We start from the raw sequence: 20,978 nt of genomic DNA, 5'->3' as shown, positions 1-20,978 counted from the left end.
TACACTGCGGCTCTTGCGTGCCTGCGCCACGGTGTCCGTGCGTCCCTCGTCCCCCGCCGCCCTGCTGACCGCCGTCTTGATCGCCCTGCTGTCGTGCGCGGCGGCGTGGCCGCAGCGCGTGGCGGCGGCGACGCGCGATTTCTACTTCTCGCGCCTGGGCAGCGAGCTGGGCCTGAGCCAGAACTCGGTCACCGCCTTCGCCCAGGACGCGCACGGCTTCGTCTGGGTCGGCACCCAGGGCGGCCTGCACCGCTACGACGGCCAGCGCTACCTCGCCTACCGCCACGATCCGCGCGACCCGGCCAGCCTGCCCGACAGCTACATCACCGCGCTGGCGCTGGACGGCCAGCGCGCGCTGTGGGTCGGCACGCATTCGGAATACCTGGCGCGGCTGGACCTGGCCAGCGGCAGCATCCACCGCTACGGCGCGCCGGAGTCGCAGGCCGGGCGCCAGGTGGTGTCGCTGCTGCCGTGGCGCGAGCAGGTGCTGATCGGCACCCTCGCCGGGCTGGAGCGGCTGGACCCGCAGACCGGCACGCGCGAGCTGCTGCTGGCCCTGCCCGGCGAAGCCACCCGCCCGGCGCCGTGGCAGGGCTTGGCCGAGGGCCGCGACGGCAGCGCCTGGTTCGCCAGCGCCGCCGGCCTGCACCGCATCCGCGTCGACGGCCGGGTCGAGCGCATCGGCGCGGCGATCGCGCTGCGCAGCGTGCTGATCGACCGCCGCGGCGTGCTCTGGGCCGGCGCCGGCGACGGCCTGTACCGGCTCGACGGCCGTACCGGCGTGCTGGTCAAGATCGAAGACGAGGCCCTGGCCGGCCTGCGCGACGCGCGCGCCCTGGCCGAGGCGCCCGACCACCGGCTGTGGATCGCCGGCTTCGGCACCGGCCTGTACCGCTACGACCCGCAGACCGGCCACAGCCAGCGCGTCCACGCCGAGCCCGGGGTCGAGGCGAGCCTGCCGGAAGACACCGTCGATGCGCTGATGATCGACCACGGCGGCCTGTTGTGGGCCGGCGGCGTGTTCCGCGGTGTGGCCGTGGCCGATCCGCGCGGCACCCGTTTCAGCTATGTGCTCGACCTGGAAGACGCGCGCCCGGACCGCGCCGCCGCCGACGCCAGCATCCGCGCCCTGGCCCAGGACGACAGCGGCGCGATCTGGATCGGCACCGACAACGCCCACCTGCGCCGCTACGACCTCTCCGGCGACCGCTTCCAGGACATGACCTCGCTGCTGCCGGCGAACGCCCGCCAGGTCGCGGCGATCGCGCGCCAGCCCGAAACCGGGCCCGCCGGCGCCGCCGTCCAGGCCGCCGCTGCCGCCGAAGCCGCGCCCAAGCCGGCGCCGCCGGGCCGATTGTGGCTGGCCACCTCCGGCGGCCTGCTGCGGCTGGACCCGGGCACCGGCCGGATCGAGCCGGTCGACCTGCGCGGCTACAAGGACGCCGCCCTGCGCAGCCTGCGCTTCGCCCGCGACGGCAGCCTGTGGCTGGGCAGCGACGACATCGGCGCGCTGCACTACCTGCCCGACAGCGGCGTGCTGGTGCGCTACGCCTACCGCGAGGGCGATCCCAAGGGCCTGAGCCATCCGCGCGTCAACGCGATCCTGGAAGACCGCAACGGCCGCATCTGGTTCGGCACCGGCGACGGCCTGGACCTGCTCGACCCCAAGACCGGCTACCTGCGCCACTACCGCCACATCACCGACCAGGCCGACAGCCTGCCCGGCAACGTGGTGCGCGCGCTGCACCAGTCCGCCGACGGCTCGATCTGGGTCGGCACCCCGGCCGGGCTGAGCCGGGTGGTGGAATTCGGCGACGGCCGCATCCGCTTCGAGCACCCGCTGGCCGAAGTGCTCGGCGACCACCCGGTGCCGGTGGTGTTCACCATCGCCGAGCGGCCCGACGGCCGGCTGTGGCTGGGCACCGACACCGGCATCCTGCGCTTCGACCCGGGCGCCTCGCTGGTGCGCCGCTACGGCCTGGCCGACGGCCTGCAGGACCTGGAATTCAACGCCGGCGCGGTCGCCGCGCTGGCCGACGGGCGCCTGGCCTTCGGCGGCGTGCGCGGGCTCAACCTGTTCGATCCGGCGCGCATCGCCGACTCGCGCTACACCCCGCCGGTGCGCCTGCTCGGCGCCTGGATCGGCTCGGACACCAGCGCCGGCTCCAGCGCGCTGTGGCAGTCGTCCAAGCTGGAGATCCCCGACGGCGCCGGCATCCTGCGCCTGCGCATCGGCGCGCTCGACTTCGGCCCCAACAGCGGCATCCGCTATCGCTACCGCATGGACGGGTTCGACCGCGACTGGATCGACAACGGCCCGCGCCAGGACATCACCTACACCCGCCTGCCGCCGGGGCGCTACCTGTTCCGCGCCCAGTCGACCAACCGCGACGGGGTCTGGAACACCCAGGAACTGACCATCCCGGTCGGCGTCGACCCGCCGCTGTGGCGGCACCCGCTGGCGATCGCCGCCCTGGCGCTGGCCGCGCTCGGCCTGCTGCTGAGCTTCGGCTGGCGCTGGCACCGCACGCGCCAGCGCGAACGCGGCTACTTCACCCAGATCCGCGAACGCGAGGAGCGCCTGAAGCTGGCGCTGTGGGCGTCGGGCGAACAGTTCTGGGACTACGACCTCAAGCGCCGCGAACTGCACCGCATGCGCGTGGACGACCACAACGCGCAATCGCCCGAGATCGGCGTGCAGGCCGACATCGCCGACGACCACGAGATCCATCCCGACGACCTGCCGCGGGTCGCCGAGCTGCTGCGCAAGCACCTCAAGGGCGACGCCGCGCTGTTCCTGTCCGAGCACCGCATGCGCACGCCCAAGGGCGACTGGGGCTGGGTGCGGGCGCGCGGCCGGGTGGTCGAGCGCGACGGCGAAGGCCATCCGGTGCGCGTGGCCGGCACCGGCCGCGACGTCACCGCGGTGCGCAGCGCCGAGCGCGAACGCCGCATCGCCAGCGAAGTGCTGCGCTCGATGGCCGAGGCGGTGGCGGTGTTCGACCGCGACTTCGTGTTCGTCTCGATCAACCCCGCGTTCTCGCGCATGACCGGCTATCCCGAGGGCGAGGTCATCGGCCAGACCACCGGCCTGCTCGACAGCCGCCAGCACGATCCGGAGTTCTATTCGGACATGCGCGACGAACTGCAGCGCAGCGGCCGCTGGTCGGGCGAGATCTGGCAGCAGCGCAAGGACGGCAACGAGTTCCTGTGCTGGCTGCAGGCGTCCATCGTGCTCGACAGCAGCGGCCAGCGCGGCCATTACGTGGCGGTGCTGACCGACATCACCGACCAGAAGCGCGCCGAGCAGGAACTGCGCTACCTGGCCAACTACGACACCCTCACCAGCCTGCCCAACCGCACCCTGCTGTCGGAGCGGCTGTCGCGGGCGATCGTGCGCGCGCGCCGCCACGGCCACCGCATCGCCCTGCTGTTCCTCGACCTGGACCGGTTCAAGGACATCAACGACTCGCTCGGCCACGCCGCCGGCGACCGCATCCTGCGCGCGGCCGCGGTGCGCCTGCAGGAAACCGTCGGCGCCGAACACACCGTCGCGCGCCTGGGCGGCGACGAGTTCACCGTGGTGCTGGAGAACCTGGACACGCCCGAGCAGGCCGAGGAGGTGGCCCGGCGCATCATCAAGGCGTTCGAGTCGCCGCTGGACTTCGACGAGCGCCACGACGTGGCGATCTCGCCGTCGATCGGCATCAGCGTCTATCCCGACCACGCCCAGGTGCCGACCGACCTGCTCAAGCACGCCGACACCGCGATGTACCAGGCCAAGGCCGCCGGCCGGCGCACCTTCATGCGCTACACCGAGGCGATGGACATCGAGATCCGCCAGCGCGCGACGATTTCCGCGGCGCTGCGCAAGGTGCTCGACCGCAACGAACTGCGGCTGGTGTTCCAGCCGCGGCTGTCGCTGCCGGAGGCGCGCATCACCGGCGTGGAAGCGCTGCTGCGCTGGCAGAGCGCCGAGTACGGCAACATCCCGCCGACCCAGTTCATCCCGCTGGCCGAGGAAAGCGGGCTGATCCTGGAGATCGGCGAGTGGGCGATGCGCGAGGCCTGCAACCGCCTGCGCCAGTGGCGCCAGCACGGGCTCGACCAACTGTCGGTGTCGGTCAACGTCTCGGCGATCCAGCTGCTGCGCGGCGACCTGCCGAAGATGGTCGCCCGCGCGCTCAGCGAAAGCGGCATCCCGCCGTGGCGGCTGGAGCTGGAACTGACCGAAAGCGTGGTCATGTCCAACGCCGCGCATACCTCCAACACCATGCAGGCGCTGCGCGAACTCGGCGTGGCGCTGGCGGTGGACGACTTCGGCACCGGCTACTCGTCGCTGGCCTACCTCAAGCGCCTGCCGATCAACACGCTGAAGATCGACAAGGAATTCATCAGCGACCTGACCCGCGATCCCGACGACGAAGCCATCACCACCACCGTCATCACCATGGCCCACTCGCTGGGCCTGAACGTGGTCGCCGAAGGCGTCGAGCTGGAAGAGCAGATGGAATTCCTGCGCGCGCACGGCTGCGACGAAATCCAGGGCTACTGGCTGGCCAAGCCGCTGGAAGCCGACGCCTGCCTGGCCTTCATCAAGCAGTGGCAGCCGCCGCAGAACGTGCGCGCCGCGTTCTGATCGCCTTCGCGGCGGGCCTGCGGGCCGGATGTTTTGCGCTGCCCGGCATGGCCTTCAGGCCCAAACGTCGCTGTTGTGGGAGGGCCTTCAGGCCCGACGCCTTTCGCTCAGGTCGCGGCGATCGGAAACAAGAGCTTCGGGCCTGAAGGCCCTCCCACAACCGCCCTCCCGCAACAGCGCTCCCGCAAGCGCTGCATCGCCGCGCGCCCCCAGGACCTTCCCTGAGGGTCTATGTGCGAACGCGACCGCGGTCACGCCCCGAGCGCGGCGCAATGCCGCACAACTCCCCTCGATTCGCATCCGGCAACGGCGGATCGACCGAACATTTCGGATTAGCCAATCCGGTCAATGTTCATCCGGACCTTCCACCAGGGAAAAGGCTTGACCCTGGACTATGGTCCAGACCGAACACTGGCGACGTACCGGGCGCCTTACGACATGGAGGTGGGGATTGAAGATCGGGGAGTTCGCGCAACGCGTCGGGGTCGGCATCGACACCGTCCGCTACTACGAACGGCAGGGCCTGCTGCCGCTGCCGATGCGGCAGATGTCGGGCTATCGGCGCTTCGAAACCAAGGACGTGGCGCGGCTGCAGTTCGTCCGCCGCGCCAAGAGCCTGGGCTTCACCCTCGCCGAGATCCGCGAACTGCTCGGCCTGCTCGGCAGCCGCGGCAGCGACATGGCCGGGGTCAAGGCGGCGACCACGCAGAAGCTAGCCGACGTCGAAGCCAAGCTCGCCGAGCTCGTGCACATCCGCGACCTGCTGCAAATGCTGCTCGATTCGTGTCCCGGCCGCGGTGCGGTCGAATGTTGTCCGATAGTCAACGCCCTGGAGGGAGAAAAGAACATGAGCGGTCCGCATCCATTGGAGAAACCGTCCGACGAGGCCGCAGCCCCGCAACGCAGCTGTTGCTCGGCCGCGCGCACCTGCGAGACGCAGGCCGCCGCCAGCGCGGTCGATCCGGTCTGCGGCATGCAGGTGAACATCGAAACCACGCCGCACCACGCCGTGCAGGCGGACGTGGGCTACTACTTCTGCTCGGCGCAATGCCGCCAGGAGTTCCTGGAATCCGGCGCGCCGGCCGCGCGCTGAGGCTCCAGGCACCAAGGGGACGGCCGCTCGCCCACGCCGGGCGGCCGTAGCGCACCGGGTCCGCATCGCATCGCATCGCGGCGGCCGGCGCGCCGTACGGGGCTTCACCGTTCAGACGCTGCAAAGACTTACCCAGGTCGCGACCGCATCGGTCGCGGCGCATCCGCCTGCGCGCCGCGATCGGGCCGCGCAGTCCTGCATCCGCCAGCCGAACCATCCATCCGCCAGCCCAGAGGGGAACACATGAGCGCCACCCGCATGATCCTCGACGACACCCACGCCACCGCTACGCCGCAGCCGCCGCCCGCGGCCCTGGCCGCGGCGCCCGACTCGCTCGTCCAGGCCCTGCGCCCGGACGCGTCCTACGCGCAACTCGCGCTCGCAACCGAGGAACTGCTGGCGCTGACCCGCCGCGGCCTGGGCGGCGACGCGCAAGCCTACGCGCAGTACCAGTCGATCCTGCTCGACCTGCACCTGCCGGCCGATCCGGCCAGCGAACCGACCCGGCGCTGGCTCGCCAGCCAGGTCTATCGGGTCGAAGACGAATTCGCCCCGGCGCTGCCGCAGTTCCAGCCGGTGCCGGTGGAACAGTTCCGCGCCGCCATCGATGCGGAAATCGAAGCGCGCACCCGCGTGCGCCACCCGATGTCGCAATACCTGTTCCAGGGGGAACCGTCCGCGCAGGACGTGCGCTTCTTCCTCGAACACCACTGGATCCGCTCGTACAACTTCTACAGCCTGCTGGCCGAACTGGCGTTCCGCTTCGAGGACATCCGCGACGCCTCGGTGTTCTACCGCAACCTGTACGGCGAAGCCGGCGCGGAAACGCCCGAGCGCGCCCATCCGGCGCTGCTGTCGAAGCTGATGGAGCACTTCGAGATCCCGCTGGAGATCGACTTCGCCGCGCTGCACCCGCTGGAAAAGGCCTACCTCAACAACCGCATCCGCTGCGTGCGCCACACCGACGTGGCCTGGGGCCTGTCGCTGCTGTACGCGGTCGAATCGGTCAGCTGCGTCAACCACCTGCGCATCTACGAGCTGCTGCAGCGCATGGGCGTGCCCGACGGCCCCAGCGAATTCCACCGCCTGCACGGCACCCAGGACGAGATCGACACCGAGGAGATGTGGGAGCTGATCGCCAAGTACGCGCAAAGCGAAACCTTCCAGCGCACCTTCATGCAATCGCTGGCCCGCCACTTCGACATCAACCGCGCCTACTTCGATCTGCTGTGGCGCCAGATGCAAGGCCCCTCCTTCCACTGAGCCCATGCCATGAACGCAGTCATGAACGCCACCATGCCCGCCAGCGCCGCCCCCAATCACTCGCTGCGCCAGCTCGACTCGCTGCAGAGCAACCGCGCCCGCATCCTCGCCCGCGCCCTGCATCCCGAAGCGCCGTACGCGCACCTGCAGACCGCCGGCAAGACCTTGTCGGAACTGGCCGAAACCGCGCTCAAGGGCGACGTTGACGCCCACCGCGAATACCAGAAGCTGCTGTACATCCTCTCGCTCAGCGACGACACCGCCACCGCGCTGACCCGGCGCTGGCTGTCCAACGAGGGCTACCGCATCGAGGAGCGCCACATCCCCGCCGCCGACGTGCCGCACGCGCTGTCGGAAGCCGAGTTCCTCGCCCGCATCGAGCAGGAAGTCGCCGCGCGCTCGCGCGAGAAGCACCCGATGTCGGAATACATCTTCGAAGGCCGCGCCAGCCGCGCGCAGCTGCAGGTATTCCTGCGCCGGCAGTGGTTCCGCACCTTCCGCCTGTACCGCGACGCCGCCGACCTGCTGGTCAACCTGGTCGACGTCGACGAAGCCGCCGCGCTGGGCCGCTATCTGTACGGCGAGCTGGGCGAAGAGAGCGAGCAGGGCTCGCACCCGCGCCTGCTCGCCAAGCTGCTGCGCGCGATCGGGCTGGACGCCGACTTCCAGGCGGTCAGCACCCTGCCGGAGGAGATCGCCTACCTCAACAACCGCGTGCGCAGCTTCCGCAACCCGGACGTGGGTTGGGGCCTGGCGGTGTTCTACATCACCGAGATCGTCGTGCCGGGCAACCACGAGAAGCTCTACAAGGCGCTGCTCAAGGCCGGGCTGAGCGAGGACGAGGCCGAGTACTACCGCATCCACGTCAGCCTGGTGCCGCCGCGGGCCAAGCGCGAGTGGTCACTGATCGCCAAGCGCCTGCCCGACCACGGTTTCCAGAAGTCGTTCCTGACCTCGCTGGCGCAGCACTTCCGGGTCGAGCGGGCGTACTACGACGCGGTCTGGGACGAGATGCGCAGCGTGCAGTAAGCCCCGCCGCGCCCCGCCAGCCCTTCACGAGCCAGCCGACCGAACCCGCCGCCATGCCCAGCCACGTGACCGAATCGCGCCTCTACGGCGGCGTCTACTCCGCGCCGGAGTTCGCCGCGGTGTTCTGCGACCGCAACCAGCTGCGCCAGTGGCTGGAAGTCGAGCGCGCGCTGGCGCTGACCCAGGCCGATATGGGGCTGATCCCGGCGCAGGCGGCGCAGGAAATCGACCGCGCCGCCTGCGCCGAGCAATTCGACCTGGTCGCGCTGGGCCAGGAAAACCGCCGCACCGGCCACATCCTGGTGCCGACCATCCGCGCCCTGGCCGAGCGCTGCAGCGACGGCTGGGGCGAATACGTGCACTACGGCGTGACCACCCAGGACATCCTCGACACCGGCCTGGTGCTGCAGATCCGCCAGGCCTGGGCGCTCACGCTGGCGCGGCTGGGCTCGATCCGCGCGCACCTGCTGGTGTTGGCGCGCGCGCACCGCAACACGCCGATGGTCGCGCGCACCCACGGCCAGCAGGCGCTGCCGACCACGTTCGGCTACAAGGTGGCGGTGTGGATCGACGAGATCGACCGCCACCTGCAGCGCTTCGACGAAGCCTACGAGCGGGTCATGGTCGGCAACCTCACCGGCGCGGTGGGCACCATGGCCGCGTTCGGCGCGCACGGCTTCGAACTGCAACGGCGCACCCTGGCCCGGCTCGGCCTGGGCGCGCCGCGCACCAGCTGGCACTGCGCGCGCGACCGCATCCTCGACGTGGCCGGCTTGCTGGTGCAGGTCGCGGTCACGATCGGGCGCATCGCCAACGAGGTCTACCACCTGCAGCGCACCGAGATCGACGAAGTCCGCGAGGGCGCGCCGGCCGGCAAGATCGGCAGCAGCACCATGCCGCACAAGCAGAACCCCTCGACCATCGACCTGATCAGCGCGCTGTCGCGGATGATCCGCGCGCAGATGCTGGCGCTCACCGACGCCGCCTTCCACCAGCACGAACGCGACGGCACCGCGTGGCGGATCGAATGGGCGGCGCTGCCGGAAATCTTCGTCTACGCCGGCGCGCTGCTGGCGCGCATGGACGAGGTGCTGGCCGCGGGCCTGGAGATCCGGGTCGAGCGCATGCGCAGCAACCTCGACCTGCTCGGCGGCCGGCTGCTGTCGGAGCGGGTGATGCTGGCGCTGGGCGAGCGGGTCGGCAAGCAGACCGCGCACGAACTGGTCCACGAAGCCTCCATGCACGCGCGCCACGGCGAACTGCCGTTCCGCGACGCGCTGCTGGGCGATGCGCGCATCCGCGGCGAATTCGCCCCGCAGGCGCTGGAGGCGCTGCTCGATCCGGTCACCTACGTAGGACTGGCGGCCGACATGGTCGACCTGGTCGCCGGCGACGCCGCCGGCCCGGGCGTACCCGACACACCGGGCGCAAGCGCACCCGGGCACTGAACGCAACATCGCAATCGCAAGCGTTTCCACCCCGCCACCGAGAATGGAAGGAATGCGATGGAACCCCAGACCCTGGTCCAAATCCCGCTGCCGCCGCCGGCGGCGTTCACCGCCCCGGCCCATTGCGCCGACGGCCACACCCACGCGCTGGCCGATTGCCGGCACGAACACAGCCACGTGCTCGACTCCAAGACCCACGGCGGCGGCTACGCCCACGCCGCCACCCGCGCGATCTTCTGCAGCCGCTGCCGGCTGCAGCGCTGGCTCGACGTGGAAGCCGCGCTGGCGATGGCCCAGGCCGACGTCGGCATGATCCCGCGCCCGGCGGCGCTGGAAATCCAGCGCCGCGCGGTGCTGCCGGCGATGGACCTGGAGCGCATCGCCGAAGGCGTGACCCGCACCGGCCACTCGCTGATGCCGTTGCTGCACGCGCTGCAGGACGCCTGCAGCCCCGAGGCGCGCGAGTTCATCCACTACGGCGCCACCACCCAGGACATCCAGGACACCGCGCAATCGCTGGAACTGCGCGACGTGCTCGACACCCTCGACGAAGCGCTCGACGGCCTGCTCGCGCGATTGGCGACGCTGGCCGACCGCCATCGCCATTCGGTGATGGTCGCGCGCACCCATTCGATCCCGGCGCTGCCGACCACCTTCGGGCTCAAGGTCGCCGGCTGGATCGACGAACTGCTGCGCCACCGCGACCGCCTGCGCCAGGCGCGCCAGCGCGTGCTGGTGGTGCAGCTGTTCGGCGGCGTCGGCACCATGGCCGCGTTCGGGCCCAAGGCGATGCCGCTGCTGGAAGCGTTCGCGCGCCGGCTCGGCCTGGACGTGCCGCTGGCCGGCTGGCACGTGGCGCGCGACCGCGTCGCCGAATTCGTCAGCACCCTGGCGATGATGACCGCGACCCTGGCGCGCGCGGCCGACGAGATCCGCACCCTCAACCGCTGGGAGATCGGCGAGGTCGAGGTCGGCTGGAGCGAGCACCAGATCGGCAGCAGCACCATGCCGCACAAGCGCAATCCCGAAGGCTGCGAGCAGGTCGTGGTGATGGCGCGGCTGGCCAAGGCCCAGGTCGCGCTGGCGCTGGACGCGATGATCCTGGAACACGAGCGCGACTACCGCGGCACCCGCCTGGAATGGTGCGCGGTCGCCGACGTCTCGCACTACGCGCTGATGGCGACCAGCCTGCTCACCGACACCGTCGCCGGACTCACCGTCAACGCCGCGGCGATGGAACGCAACGCGCGCGCGTTCAGCGACTCGATCTGCATGGAAGCGTTCGTGTTCGAGATGGCCGGCAAGCTCGGCAAGAGCAGCGCCTACGAAATCATCTTCGAGCTGACCCAAGCCTGCCAGCGCGACCGTGTGCCGATCCGCGAAGCGGTCGAGGCCGATCCGCGCGTGCTCGCCGCGGTCGGCGAGGGACGGCTGGCGCGGCTGTTCGAACCGCAGGCGCACCTGGGCATGGCCGCGACCATCGTCGACGGCGTGCTCGGCGAAGTCGGCCACCGCCGCTGAGCGGGCCGGCGCCTTTCATTCAAGCAAACACTCATCCGAGGGGACTACCGCAATGGCTGACGGCAACGCGATCGATACCGACAAGGTCGAGAAATTCTCGGCCCGGATCATGGAGGACTACGGCAACACCCTGCGCGGGGCGATGCTCTACATCGGCGACAAGGTCGGCCTGTTCAAGGCGCTGTGGCGCCTGGGCGCGGTGACCCAGGAGGAACTGGCGCGCGACACCGGCCTCAACGCGCGCTACCTGCGCGAATGGCTCGGCAGCATGGTCACCGGCGGCTACCTCGACTACGACCCGCAGGCGCGGCGCTACCGCCTGCCCGACGAGTTCGCGCCGGTGCTGGCCGACGAGGACTCGCCCTACTTCGCCGGCGGCATCCTGCAGTTGAGCGTGCCGTTCGTGAGCATGGCCCCGCGCATCGCCGAGGCCTTCCGCAACGGCGGCGGCGCGCCGGAGGAGGCCTATCCGCTGGAGACCTGGCAAGGCATGGAGCGCATGACCATGCCCTGGTACAAGCACCACCTGGTGCAGCGCTGGATTCCTTCGCTCGACGGGGTCGAGGACAAGCTGCGCGCCGGCGGCACGGTCATGGACTTCGGCTGCGGCAGCGGCCTGGCCGCGATCACCATGGCCCAGGCCTATCCGCAGGCGCGCGTGGTCGGCTGCGATTTCCACCTGCCGTCGATCGAACGCGCGCGCGCCAACGCCGCGGCGGCCGGCGTCGCCGACCGGGTCAGCTTCGAGGTCGCCGATTCCGACGTCCTGGTCGGGCAGACGTTCGACTTCGTGACCACCTTCGTGGTCATCCACGACGCCACCGATCCGCAGCAGATGCTGCGCGACCTGCGCGCGGCGACCGCCGACGACGGCACCTACCTGATGGTCGAGCTCAACCTGTCGGAGGAACTGCACGAGAACATGAACCTGTTCGGCCGGGTCATGTATCCGCAGAGCACGCTGTACTGCATGACCTGCTCGCTGTCGCACGACGGCGCCGGGCTGGGCGCGTTCATGGGCGAGAAGCGCGCCCGCGCCATGGCCAGCGAGGCCGGATTCGGCCGTTTCCGCAAAGTGCCGTCGGAGCGGCCGCCGCTGCCGGCGTTGTTCGAACTGCGTCCCTGAGCCGGGCGGCGCGGTCGCGCCCGGGCCGGGCCGGCGCGCGCCGGACTCGCCGCGGACGCGGCCGGCGCCGACGCCGGGGCCGGCCACGGCCCGCCCCGGCGCACGCTCCCGCGTTGTACAGGACCGCCGCACGGCCGGCCTCGCCACGCCGGCTGCGCGGCGGTCCGCCACGCGCCGACTGCGGCGCGCGGCCGGACCGGAGGCCGGCGGTCTCCCGTCCATCGCTTGATCCCGCTTGCGCTCGCCGCGCCCGCATCGCCGCTGAATGCGGCGGACCGACAGGTCCTGCCGTGCGCCGCGCCCAGCACACCGTCCCGCAACCGCGGCGCAACCGGCCGTGCGTCCGCCTTGACCGCCCCCGCCCGCTCCTGCCATCGTGCCGGGATGGATCGCGTCGAACTGATCGCCGAACTGCAAGCCGTGCTCGCCCGGGTCGATGAACTCGGCGACCGCGTGCGCCGGCTCAGCGACGAAAACCGCAGCCTGCGCCAGCAGCAGGAGCAACTGGTCGGCGAACGTTCGGCCCTGCTGGCCAAGAACGAGCAGGCCCGCACCCGCGTCGAAGCCATGATCGCCCGGCTCAAGTCGCTGGAGCAGCACACCTGAGCCCGTCCCCGCCGCAACCGCAGTCCCCCGAACTCGCCCATGAGCCTGCCCGCATGAGTACGACGAGCGAAGCCGTCAGCATCCGCCTGCTCGACCGCGAGTACACGGTCGGCTGCGAGCCCAACGAACGCGAGGACCTGCTCGCCGCCGCGCGCATGCTCGACGGCAAGATGCGCGAGATCCGCGGCGGCAACCGCATGGCCGCGCTCGACCGCGTCGCGGTGCTGGCCGCGCTCAACTTCGCCCATGAGCTGCAGCAGCTGCGCGGCGAAAGCGGCGGCCGCGAACGCGAGCTGGCGCGCACCCTCGACGATCTGCACCGCAAGCTCGACACCTTGTTCGACGCGGCCTCGCGCTGAAGCGATCGGGCGCTGGATCGTCGTCCCCGCATCGAAGCGGCGCCGCCGCCCGGCCGATCGCGCGCGCCGAACCGGCACGCCGCGCACACTGCATCCATCGTCGCTAACGCACACCGCGCGCATGCGCTGCGACGCTGCGCGACGCGCGTCACGCCGCGCCCCGTTCATGCCGCTCGACGCCGAGCGCATGAATCGTCGCCGACGAGCGGATTCGCCTGCCGGCACTCGCGCGCTATACTGCCCGCACGTCCTCTGCTGTGCGCGACGGCGTGCGCAAACATTCGCCTTGTCCCTTAATGACGACACCGGGGACGCGCCGGAAGCCTGGAGTGCAAGTCCGCCTAGCAGCGGGAAGCCCGAAGGCGTCCAAGCGTTCCCACTTGAACCCCGGGTTCAAGGTCGTTTCGCAAGCATCGCCATTGGCGGAGGACTACTTTTCCCGGAACGGGCGCGACGTCACCCCAGGTGATTTCGCGCCCGTTTCCTTATGTACGCGGGCCCGCCCTCGCCCCGCACCCACCATGCCGAGCCCCCCGACCGCATGACGGACGACCGCACTCTCCTGCGCCGCGAACTGCGCGCGCGCCGCCGCAACCTGCCCGCCGCCGCCCGCATCGGCGGCGCCGAAGCGCTCGCCGCGCAACTGCTGGCGCTGCCGTTCGCGCCGCAGTCGGGCTATGTCGCCGGCTACTGGGCCATGGACGGCGAAATCGCCCTGCACGCCTGGCAACTGCGGCTGCCGCGCGACTGCGTCTATTGCCTGCCGGTGCTGCACGCCGACCAGCGCCTGCGCTTCGCGCCGTGGCGCCCGGGCGATCCGCTGGCCGCCAACCGCTTCGGCATCCCCGAGCCGGCGCTGGCGCCCGAATCGCTGCTCGAACCCGAGCAGATGGGCCTGATCGTGCTGCCGCTGGTCGGGTTCGACGGCCGCGGCCACCGGCTCGGCATGGGCGGCGGCTGGTACGATCGCAGCTTCGCCTTCCGCCAACGCCGCCCCGCCCCGCCCTGGCTGGTCGGCGCCGGCTTCGAACTGCAGCGCGTCGAGCGCCTCGACGCCGCCGACTGGGATGTCGCGCTGGACGCCGTGTGCACCGAAGCCGGCAGCGTGGACTGCCGCTCCGCGCTGTACGCCTGAGATCCCCCAACCGCGATGCGACTGCCCCCGCATCCGAACCTTGCGAGCCCCCCGCATGACCGCACGACGCCGCTACTGGCTGATGAAGTCCGAACCGGACACCTTCTCCATCGACGACCTTGAACGCGTACGCACCGAGCCATGGAACGGCGTGCGCAACTACCAGGCCCGCAACTACATGCGCGACGGCATGAAAGTGGGCGACGGCGTTCTGTTCTATCACTCCAACACCGCGGTGCCCGGCATCGTCGGCCTGGCCACCATCGCCGCCGAAGCCTACCCGGACCCGACCCAGTTCGACCCCAAGTCCGACTACTACGACCCCAAGAGCACGCGCGAGAACCCGCGCTGGCTGCTGGTGGACGTCGCCTTCGAACGCAAGCTCTCGCGCACCATCGCGCTCGACGAGATCAAGGCCCGCGCCGACGAACTCGGCGAAGACTTCGCCCTGACCCGCCGCGGCAACCGCCTCTCGGTGCTGCCGGTGTCGGCCGCGCAGTGGAAGCTGTTGCTGGCGATGGAGTAACCGCCGCAGGGCGATGAAGGCGACGGGGAACGGCGGCGGGCCCGCGCTTGCGGCCCTTCCCCTCGCGGCCTGGTTCCCGTCTTTCCCCTCCACCCTCTCCAACCGATTGCGAACTACCAATGAGCGAACACAAGCGCCTGGCCGCCGAAAAAGCCATCGACTACATCGAAGACGGCATGATCGTCGGCGTCGGCACCGGCTCGACCGTCGCCTACTTCATCCAGGCCCTGGGCCGGATCAAGGAGCGCATCCAGGGCGCGGTGTCCAGCTCGGACCAGAGCACCGCGCTGCTGCGCGGGCTCGGCATCGAGGTGCTCGACCTCAACAGCGCCGGCCGGCTGTCGCTGTACGTCGACGGCGCCGACGAGTGCGACCCGAACAAGTGCCTGATCAAGGGCGGCGGCGCCGCGTTGACCCGCGAGAAGATCATCGCCGAGGCCAGCGCCAAGTTCGTCTGCATCGTCGATCCGTCCAAGCAGGTCAAGGTGCTGGGCAAGTTCCCGCTGCCAGTGGAAGTGATCCCGATGGCGCGCAGCCTGGTCGCGCGCCAGATCGTGGCGATGACCGGCGGCCAGCCGGTGTGGCGCCAGGACGCGGCCGGCAACGGCGTGGTCACCGACAATGGCAACGTCATCCTCGACGTCCACAACCTCGCCATCGCCGAACCGGTCAAGCTCGAGAACGCGCTCAACCAGATCCCCGGCGTGGTCGCGGTCGGCCTGTTCGCGCGGCGCAAGGCCGATGTCGTCATCGTCGGCGGCGAGCCGCCGGTGGTGCTGTAAGCCGCACGCCTTCGCGTATCGGCCCAACTGCCTGCAGGAGCGGCGCGAGCCGCGACCGCGAAACCGCACCTGCGACGCCAGCGTGCGGTTTCGCGGTCGCGGCTCGCGCCGCTCCTACAGGCGCCTCGCGTTCCCTCGCAAGTCGTTGATCGAAAACGAGTATCGCCCCCTGAGACCGCCCTGGCCGATGCTGTCTGTCCGCACCGGCTGCGCCGCCCGCCGCGCAGCGCGATACTGACGCCCCAAGCATGGCCCTGCCGCCGTGACCCTGCGCTGCCTGTTCGTCGACTTCAATTCCTACTTCGCCTCGGTCGAACAATTCGACCGCAAGGAGCTGCGCGGGCGCCCGGTCGGCGTGGTGCCGGTGATGGCCGCCACCACCTGCTGCATCGCCGCCAGCCGCGAGGCCAAGGTCCACGGCGTCAAGACCGGCACGCCGGTGCGCGAAGCATTGGAGCGTTGCCCCGACATCGCCTTGGTCGAAGCGCGGCCGGCGCGTTACGTCGAACTGCACCATCGCCTGATCGCGGCGATCCAGGACTGCATCCCCATCGACGGCAAGCCGCTGTCGATCGACGAAGTCGCCTGCCGCCTGATCGGCCGCGAACGCGAGCGCGACAACGCCGTGGCCATCGCGCACAGGATCAAGCGCACGCTGATCGAGCGCGAGCTGGACCCGATCCGCTGCTCGGTCGGCATCGCGCCCAACACCTTCCTGGCCAAGACCGCCTCCGACCTCGACAAGGTCGACGGCCTCACCGTGATCGAATCGACCGACCTGCCGCAGGCGCTGCACGGGCTGCAGTTGCAGGACCTGTGCGGCATCGGCCCGTCGATGCTGCAGCGGCTCAACGGCGCCGGCATCGACACGGTCGCGCAGCTCACCGCCGCGCCGCGCGAACGGCTCAAGGCGATCTGGGGCGGCATCGAGGGCGAGCGCTTCTGGGCGCAGCTGCGCGGCATCGAACCGCCGACGCGGCAACGCGCCGCGGTCGGCTCGGTCGGCCATTCGCACGTGCTCGACCCGCAGATGCGCAGCGCCGAAGGCATGCGTTCGGTGCTGTTCAAGCTGCTGGCGAAAGCGGCGATGCGGCTGCGCCAGGAAGGCTGCAAGGCGCGCGGGCTGAGCCTGCACGTGCGCTTCGTCGGCCGCGAGCAACGCTACAGCCGCGACCTGTCGTTCGCGCCGCTCGACGACAGCCCCACCTTGCTGAAGCTGATGACCGACGCGCTGGAACCGCTGCTGCGCGCCGCCGCCCGCGGCCGCTGGAGAGTGGAGCGCTTCCCGCCGCTGTCGGTGGCGGTGTCGCTGATCGACCTGCTGCCCAACGCCGGCGAAAGCGCCGCGCTTTTTCCCAAACGCGAACGCAACCACGCCCTGACCCGCGTGCTCGACCAGGTCAACCGGCGCTACGGCAACAACCGCCTGTATTTCGGCGCGATGCAGGACGCGCTGGCGCAGGGCGCAGCGCCGATGCGCATCCCGTTCCAGCACATCCCCGACGAAGCCAGCGAAGCCGACCTCGGCGCCGCGGCGCTGGTCGCCGACCCGAGCCTGGACGAGTTGTGGCTGCAGCGCGAGCGCCAGTTCAAGGCGATGGCCGAGAACGCGCATCGGCAGGAACGCGAACGCAGCGCCGCCCGGCCGGCGGCGCCGGCGCACCAGCCTTCCGGCGTCGGCGGCTGGGTGCGCAAGCGCCAGGGCTCGCCCGACGACGGCGGCCGCGGCACCACCGGCTCGCTGTTCTAAGCCGAGCTTCGCTCCGACCGCCCCTTCGCTGCGGCCCCCGCTCCGTGCGGGAGCGGCGTAAGCCGCGACCGCGCCCCCGCAAGTTACGACGCGAGCCGGATGCCGCGGTCGCGGCTCGCGCCGCTCCCACAAAAAAGCCCTCCTCCCACACGGGGAGGAGGGCTTGCGATCGATCGACGCGCTCTCGCCCGCAACACGGGCGAGGAGGAGGCTTACGCCTCCATCCCCACGAAGCCGCCGGTCTGCCGCTTCCACAGCCGCGCATACAGCCCGTCGCGCGCGATCAGTTCCTCGTGCGTCCCGGTCTCGATGATGTGGCCCTTGTCCATCACCACCAGCCGGTCCATGCGCGCGATGGTCGAGAGCCGGTGCGCGATCGCGATCACCGTCTTGCCGGCCATCAGCGTTTCCAGGCTCTCCTGGATCGCCGCCTCGGCCTCCGAATCCAACGCCGAGGTCGCCTCGTCGAGGACCAGGATCGGCGCGTTCTTCAACAGCACGCGCGCGATCGCCACGCGCTGGCGCTGGCCGCCCGACAACTTCACGCCGCGCTCGCCGACCAGGGCCTCATAGCCGACCCGGCCTTCGCCATCGACCAGCTGCGTGATGAACTCGTCCGCACGCGCCTTGCGCACCGCCTCGAACATTTCCTCGTCGCTCGCGCCCGGCCGGCCGTACAGCAGGTTGTCGCGGATCGAACGGTGCAGCAGCGAGGTGTCCTGGGTGACCACGCCGATCTGCGAACGCAGGCTTTCCTGGGTGACGCCGGCGATGTCCTGGCCGTCGACCGCGATGCGGCCGCCTTCCAGGTCGTACAGGCGCAGCAGGATGTTCATCAGCGTCGACTTGCCCGCGCCCGACGGGCCGACCAGGCCGATCTTCTCGCCCGGCCTGACCTGCAAGTCGAGGTCGGCGATCAGCCCGGCATCCTTGCCGTAGTGGAAGTGCACGTTCTCGAAGCGCACCTCGCCGCGGGTCACCTGCAGCGGCTTGGCGTCGTCGCGATCGACCACGGTCAGCGGCCGCGAGATCGTCTCGATGCCGTCCTGCACCGTGCCGATGTCCTCGAAGATGCCGTTGACGGTCCACATGATCCAACCCGACATGTTGTGGATGCGGATCACCAGGCCGGTGGCCAGCGCGATCGCGCCGACCGTGATCGAACCCTGGTGCCATAGCCACAGCGCCAAGCCGGTGGTGCCGACGATCAGCAGGCCGTTGAGCGTGGTGATGCTCACGCCCATCAGCGTGGTCATGCGGGTCATGTCGCGCGAGCGCTGGGTCTGCTCGACCATCGCCTCGGCCACGTATTCCTCCTCGCGCCGCGAGTGCGCGAACAGCTTGAGCGTGGCGATGTTGGTGTAGCCGTCGACGATGCGCCCCATCAGCTTGGAACGCGCGTCCGAGGCCCTCCACGAACGCAGCTTCACCCGCGGCACGAAGTAGCGCATCAGGCCGATGAACAACACGATCCACACCGCCAACGGCGCCACCAGCCAGACATCGGCCTGGGCGAACAGATAGATCGCCGACGCCGAATACACGACCACGTACCAGATCGCATCGAAGGCCTGGGTGGTGGATTCGCGCAGCGACGGGCCGGTCTGCATGATCCGGTTGGCCACGCGGCCGGCGAAGTCGTTCTGGAAGAAGCCCAGGCTCTGCCGCAGCATGTAGCGGTGGGTTTGCCAGCGCACCAGGTTGGTCATGCTCGGATGCACGGTCTGGTTGAGCAGCAAGTCGTGCAAGCCCAGGCAGACCGGCCGCGCGATCAGCATCACCAGGGCCATCCACAGCAACTCGTCGCCGTGCCGGGCGAACAGCTCCGATGGCGGCGTGGTGTTGACCAGGTCGACCACTTTGCCGAGGTAGTCGAACATCACCACCTCGACGATGGCGACGAAGAAGCCGACCACGGTCAGGATCACGAAGATCGGCCAGGCCTGGCGGATGAAATGCCAGTAGAACCCCGCGACCGAGCGCGGCGGCATCTGCGCCGGCGCCGGTCGGAACGGGTCGATCAACGATTCGAACCAACGAAAAATCATCATGGCGTTTTGCCTTGTTTGAACATGTCCGCGCGAGGCGGGGCTGCGTGGGCCCGGCCTTGTCGGAACTGGAACGACTCCCGCCGCAGCGTCGGTGCGGCGACGCACCGGAACCGGCGCGAACGCACGACGCATGCGAGCGACCAGGCGCCTGACAGGCGCCGGAGAAAGAGCGGGAGTGGGGAGACGGACGTGCGCGCGCGATCCAGGGCCAAAGCGGCCTGGAGCGAACAGCGGTCAGCCAAGCGCGGCCCGATACCGATCCGAAACGACCGGATCCGGGGCCGCAGACACCGACTTAACGGTGACGAACCTTGCCGGTGATTGTGAACTTCATCTTTCGCCTCTCCTTTCGACGGAGCCGATCCCGGAGCGTCATCGCGCGGCGGGCGTCGGCGGCACGGCCAAACCCCGTCGGGGTCGATGTGGCCGGCAAGCTGCGACCGGCGCGATGCCGGTTACCTGCAGCCTGGCGAGTGTACCCGCAGTCGATAGCCCGAATGTGCAACGAGGCTGAATGCCGGCGTTTCTTTTTGTAGCGACCGAGTGCTTGCGGCGGCCGTTGGTGCGCACTGAGGCCTTAGCCCAGTTGCAGTTATTGGGGCCGCGTTCGCATACACGCAATCGCCTCGATTACCGGCCGGTCGCGACAATCGCCACCGACGATGCACGATTCGTCCGGCACCGCGCGAATGGTCAGACCGCCGTCGACACGCCAGTCCTATGGCCCCCCGCACCTGGAATCGCACCGCGGCGGCGGGAAACGGCGGGATTATCATTTCGCTGACGCAAAGAAGAAGGCCGGATCCTTTTGGGATCCGGCCTTCAGGGTAAAGCCCCTGGCGATGACCTACTCTTGCATGGCTTAAGCCACACTACCATCGGCGCATGTGCGTTTCACTTCCGAGTTCGGGATGGGATCGGGTGGTTCCACACAGCTATTATCACCAGGGAGAGGGTGGAGGGTCGCAGGTTCCGGAAGGAATAGCGCACACGCTCTCGTTGGTTGCTTTCAACGCGATGGAGCTGCGTTGTCGGCGAATAGATTGGAATGTAGCGAGTCAGTGTTGGGTTGGAGTGTCGACGCGTCGTCGAGTCCAAGGCCACTTGAGGTTATATGGTCAAGCCACACGGATCATTAGTACAGGTTAGCTCAATGCATTGCTGCACTTACACACCCTGCCTATCAACCACCTAGTCTTGATGGTTCCTTTAGGGGAGTCAAGCTCCCGGGAGATCTCATCTTGAGGCGCGCTTCCCGCTTAGATGCTTTCAGCGGTTATCGCTTCCGAACATAGCTACCCGGCAGTGCCACTGGCGTGACAACCGGAACACCAGAGGTTCGTCCACTCCGGTCCTCTCGTACTAGGAGCAGCCCCTCTCAAATCTCCAACGCCCACGACAGATAGGGACCGAACTGTCTCACGACGTTCTGAACCCAGCTCGCGTACCACTTTAAATGGCGAACAGCCATACCCTTGGGACCGACTACAGCCCCAGGATGTGATGAGCCGACATCGAGGTGCCAAACACCGCCGTCGATATGAACTCTTGGGCGGTATCAGCCTGTTATCCCCGGAGTACCTTTTATCCGTTGAGCGATGGCCCTTCCATACAGAACCACCGGATCACTAAGACCTACTTTCGTACCTG

General features: G+C 69.6%; 14 protein-coding genes, 2 rRNA genes and 1 other RNA gene (1 of these 17 only partly in view). 14 read left to right on the top strand and 3 right to left on the bottom strand.

Annotated features, from left to right (window positions below; translation table 11 throughout):
- The first annotated feature begins 37 nt into the window (after positions 1-37).
- The 14 genes from BLV01_RS23795 to BLV01_RS23730 all read left to right on the top strand — a co-directional run bounded on the left by BLV01_RS23795 (position 38) and on the right by BLV01_RS23730 (position 17,277).
- Positions 38-4,639 carry an EAL domain-containing protein gene (locus tag BLV01_RS23795; protein ID WP_175486234.1) on the top strand — a complete coding sequence of 1,534 codons (4,602 nt, stop codon included), beginning with the start codon at positions 38-40 and terminating at the stop codon, positions 4,637-4,639.
- Between the two features lie 451 nt (positions 4,640-5,090).
- Positions 5,091-5,732, top strand: a complete 642-nt coding sequence (locus BLV01_RS27200) for a MerR family DNA-binding protein (protein ID WP_343124265.1) — start codon at positions 5,091-5,093, stop codon at positions 5,730-5,732.
- 243 nt (positions 5,733-5,975) lie between these two features.
- On the top strand, positions 5,976-6,995 hold the full coding sequence (locus tag BLV01_RS23785; RefSeq protein WP_091806108.1) for an HOASN domain-containing protein: 1,020 nt from the start codon (positions 5,976-5,978) through the stop codon (positions 6,993-6,995).
- A gap of 9 nt (positions 6,996-7,004) precedes the next feature.
- Complete coding sequence (locus BLV01_RS23780) at positions 7,005-8,024, top strand: HOASN domain-containing protein (protein ID WP_217633582.1); 1,020 nt, start codon at positions 7,005-7,007, stop codon at positions 8,022-8,024.
- 53 nt (positions 8,025-8,077) lie between these two features.
- Positions 8,078-9,472, top strand: coding sequence for an adenylosuccinate lyase (gene purB, locus BLV01_RS23775; RefSeq protein ID WP_091806104.1), 1,395 nt, complete (start codon positions 8,078-8,080; stop codon positions 9,470-9,472).
- Between the two features lie 57 nt (positions 9,473-9,529).
- Positions 9,530-10,993: a class-II fumarase/aspartase family protein gene (locus BLV01_RS23770; RefSeq protein ID WP_091806101.1), complete on the top strand. Its 1,464-nt coding sequence runs from the start codon at positions 9,530-9,532 to the stop codon at positions 10,991-10,993.
- Positions 10,994-11,045: 52 nt separating this feature from the next.
- Positions 11,046-12,119 (top strand): class I SAM-dependent methyltransferase, encoded by a 1,074-nt coding sequence (locus BLV01_RS23765; protein ID WP_091806098.1) that lies wholly within the window; start codon positions 11,046-11,048, stop codon positions 12,117-12,119.
- Positions 12,120-12,503: 384 nt separating this feature from the next.
- A complete protein-coding gene (locus BLV01_RS23760) occupies positions 12,504-12,725 on the top strand; it encodes a TIGR02449 family protein (RefSeq protein WP_091806074.1) in 222 nt (73 codons plus the stop codon).
- Positions 12,726-12,778: 53 nt separating this feature from the next.
- Positions 12,779-13,084, top strand: a complete 306-nt coding sequence (locus BLV01_RS23755) for a cell division protein ZapA (protein ID WP_091806071.1) — start codon at positions 12,779-12,781, stop codon at positions 13,082-13,084.
- A 246-nt stretch (positions 13,085-13,330) separates the two neighbouring features.
- A non-coding RNA gene (gene ssrS, locus BLV01_RS23750) (6S RNA) lies at positions 13,331-13,517 on the top strand.
- A gap of 108 nt (positions 13,518-13,625) precedes the next feature.
- On the top strand, positions 13,626-14,219 hold the full coding sequence (locus BLV01_RS23745; protein WP_091806172.1) for a 5-formyltetrahydrofolate cyclo-ligase: 594 nt from the start codon (positions 13,626-13,628) through the stop codon (positions 14,217-14,219).
- Positions 14,220-14,274: 55 nt separating this feature from the next.
- Positions 14,275-14,745 (top strand): EVE domain-containing protein, encoded by a 471-nt coding sequence (locus BLV01_RS23740; protein WP_091806068.1) that lies wholly within the window; start codon positions 14,275-14,277, stop codon positions 14,743-14,745.
- Positions 14,746-14,864: 119 nt separating this feature from the next.
- Positions 14,865-15,527, top strand: coding sequence for a ribose-5-phosphate isomerase RpiA (gene rpiA / locus BLV01_RS23735; protein ID WP_091806065.1), 663 nt, complete (start codon positions 14,865-14,867; stop codon positions 15,525-15,527).
- A gap of 262 nt (positions 15,528-15,789) precedes the next feature.
- Positions 15,790-17,277, top strand: coding sequence for a DNA polymerase Y family protein (locus tag BLV01_RS23730; RefSeq protein WP_091806062.1), 1,488 nt, complete (start codon positions 15,790-15,792; stop codon positions 17,275-17,277).
- A 212-nt stretch (positions 17,278-17,489) separates the two neighbouring features.
- Here the strand turns inward: BLV01_RS23730 and BLV01_RS23725 are convergent, their stop codons facing one another.
- The 3 genes from BLV01_RS23725 to BLV01_RS23715 form a co-directional block, all read right to left on the bottom strand.
- Positions 17,490-19,322 (bottom strand): ABC transporter ATP-binding protein, encoded by a 1,833-nt coding sequence (locus tag BLV01_RS23725; protein ID WP_139179155.1) that lies wholly within the window; start codon positions 19,320-19,322, stop codon positions 17,490-17,492.
- An 840-nt stretch (positions 19,323-20,162) separates the two neighbouring features.
- Positions 20,163-20,277, bottom strand: a 5S ribosomal RNA gene (rrf, locus tag BLV01_RS23720).
- Positions 20,278-20,442: 165 nt separating this feature from the next.
- Positions 20,443-20,978: ribosomal RNA gene (locus BLV01_RS23715) — 23S ribosomal RNA — on the bottom strand (it continues 2,328 nt past the right edge of the window).

It is taken from the genome of Lysobacter sp. yr284 (assembly GCF_900107375.1).
In the GTDB taxonomy this organism is placed as follows: domain Bacteria; phylum Pseudomonadota; class Gammaproteobacteria; order Xanthomonadales; family Xanthomonadaceae; genus Lysobacter.
This window is presented reverse-complemented; position numbering and strand designations above follow the sequence as displayed.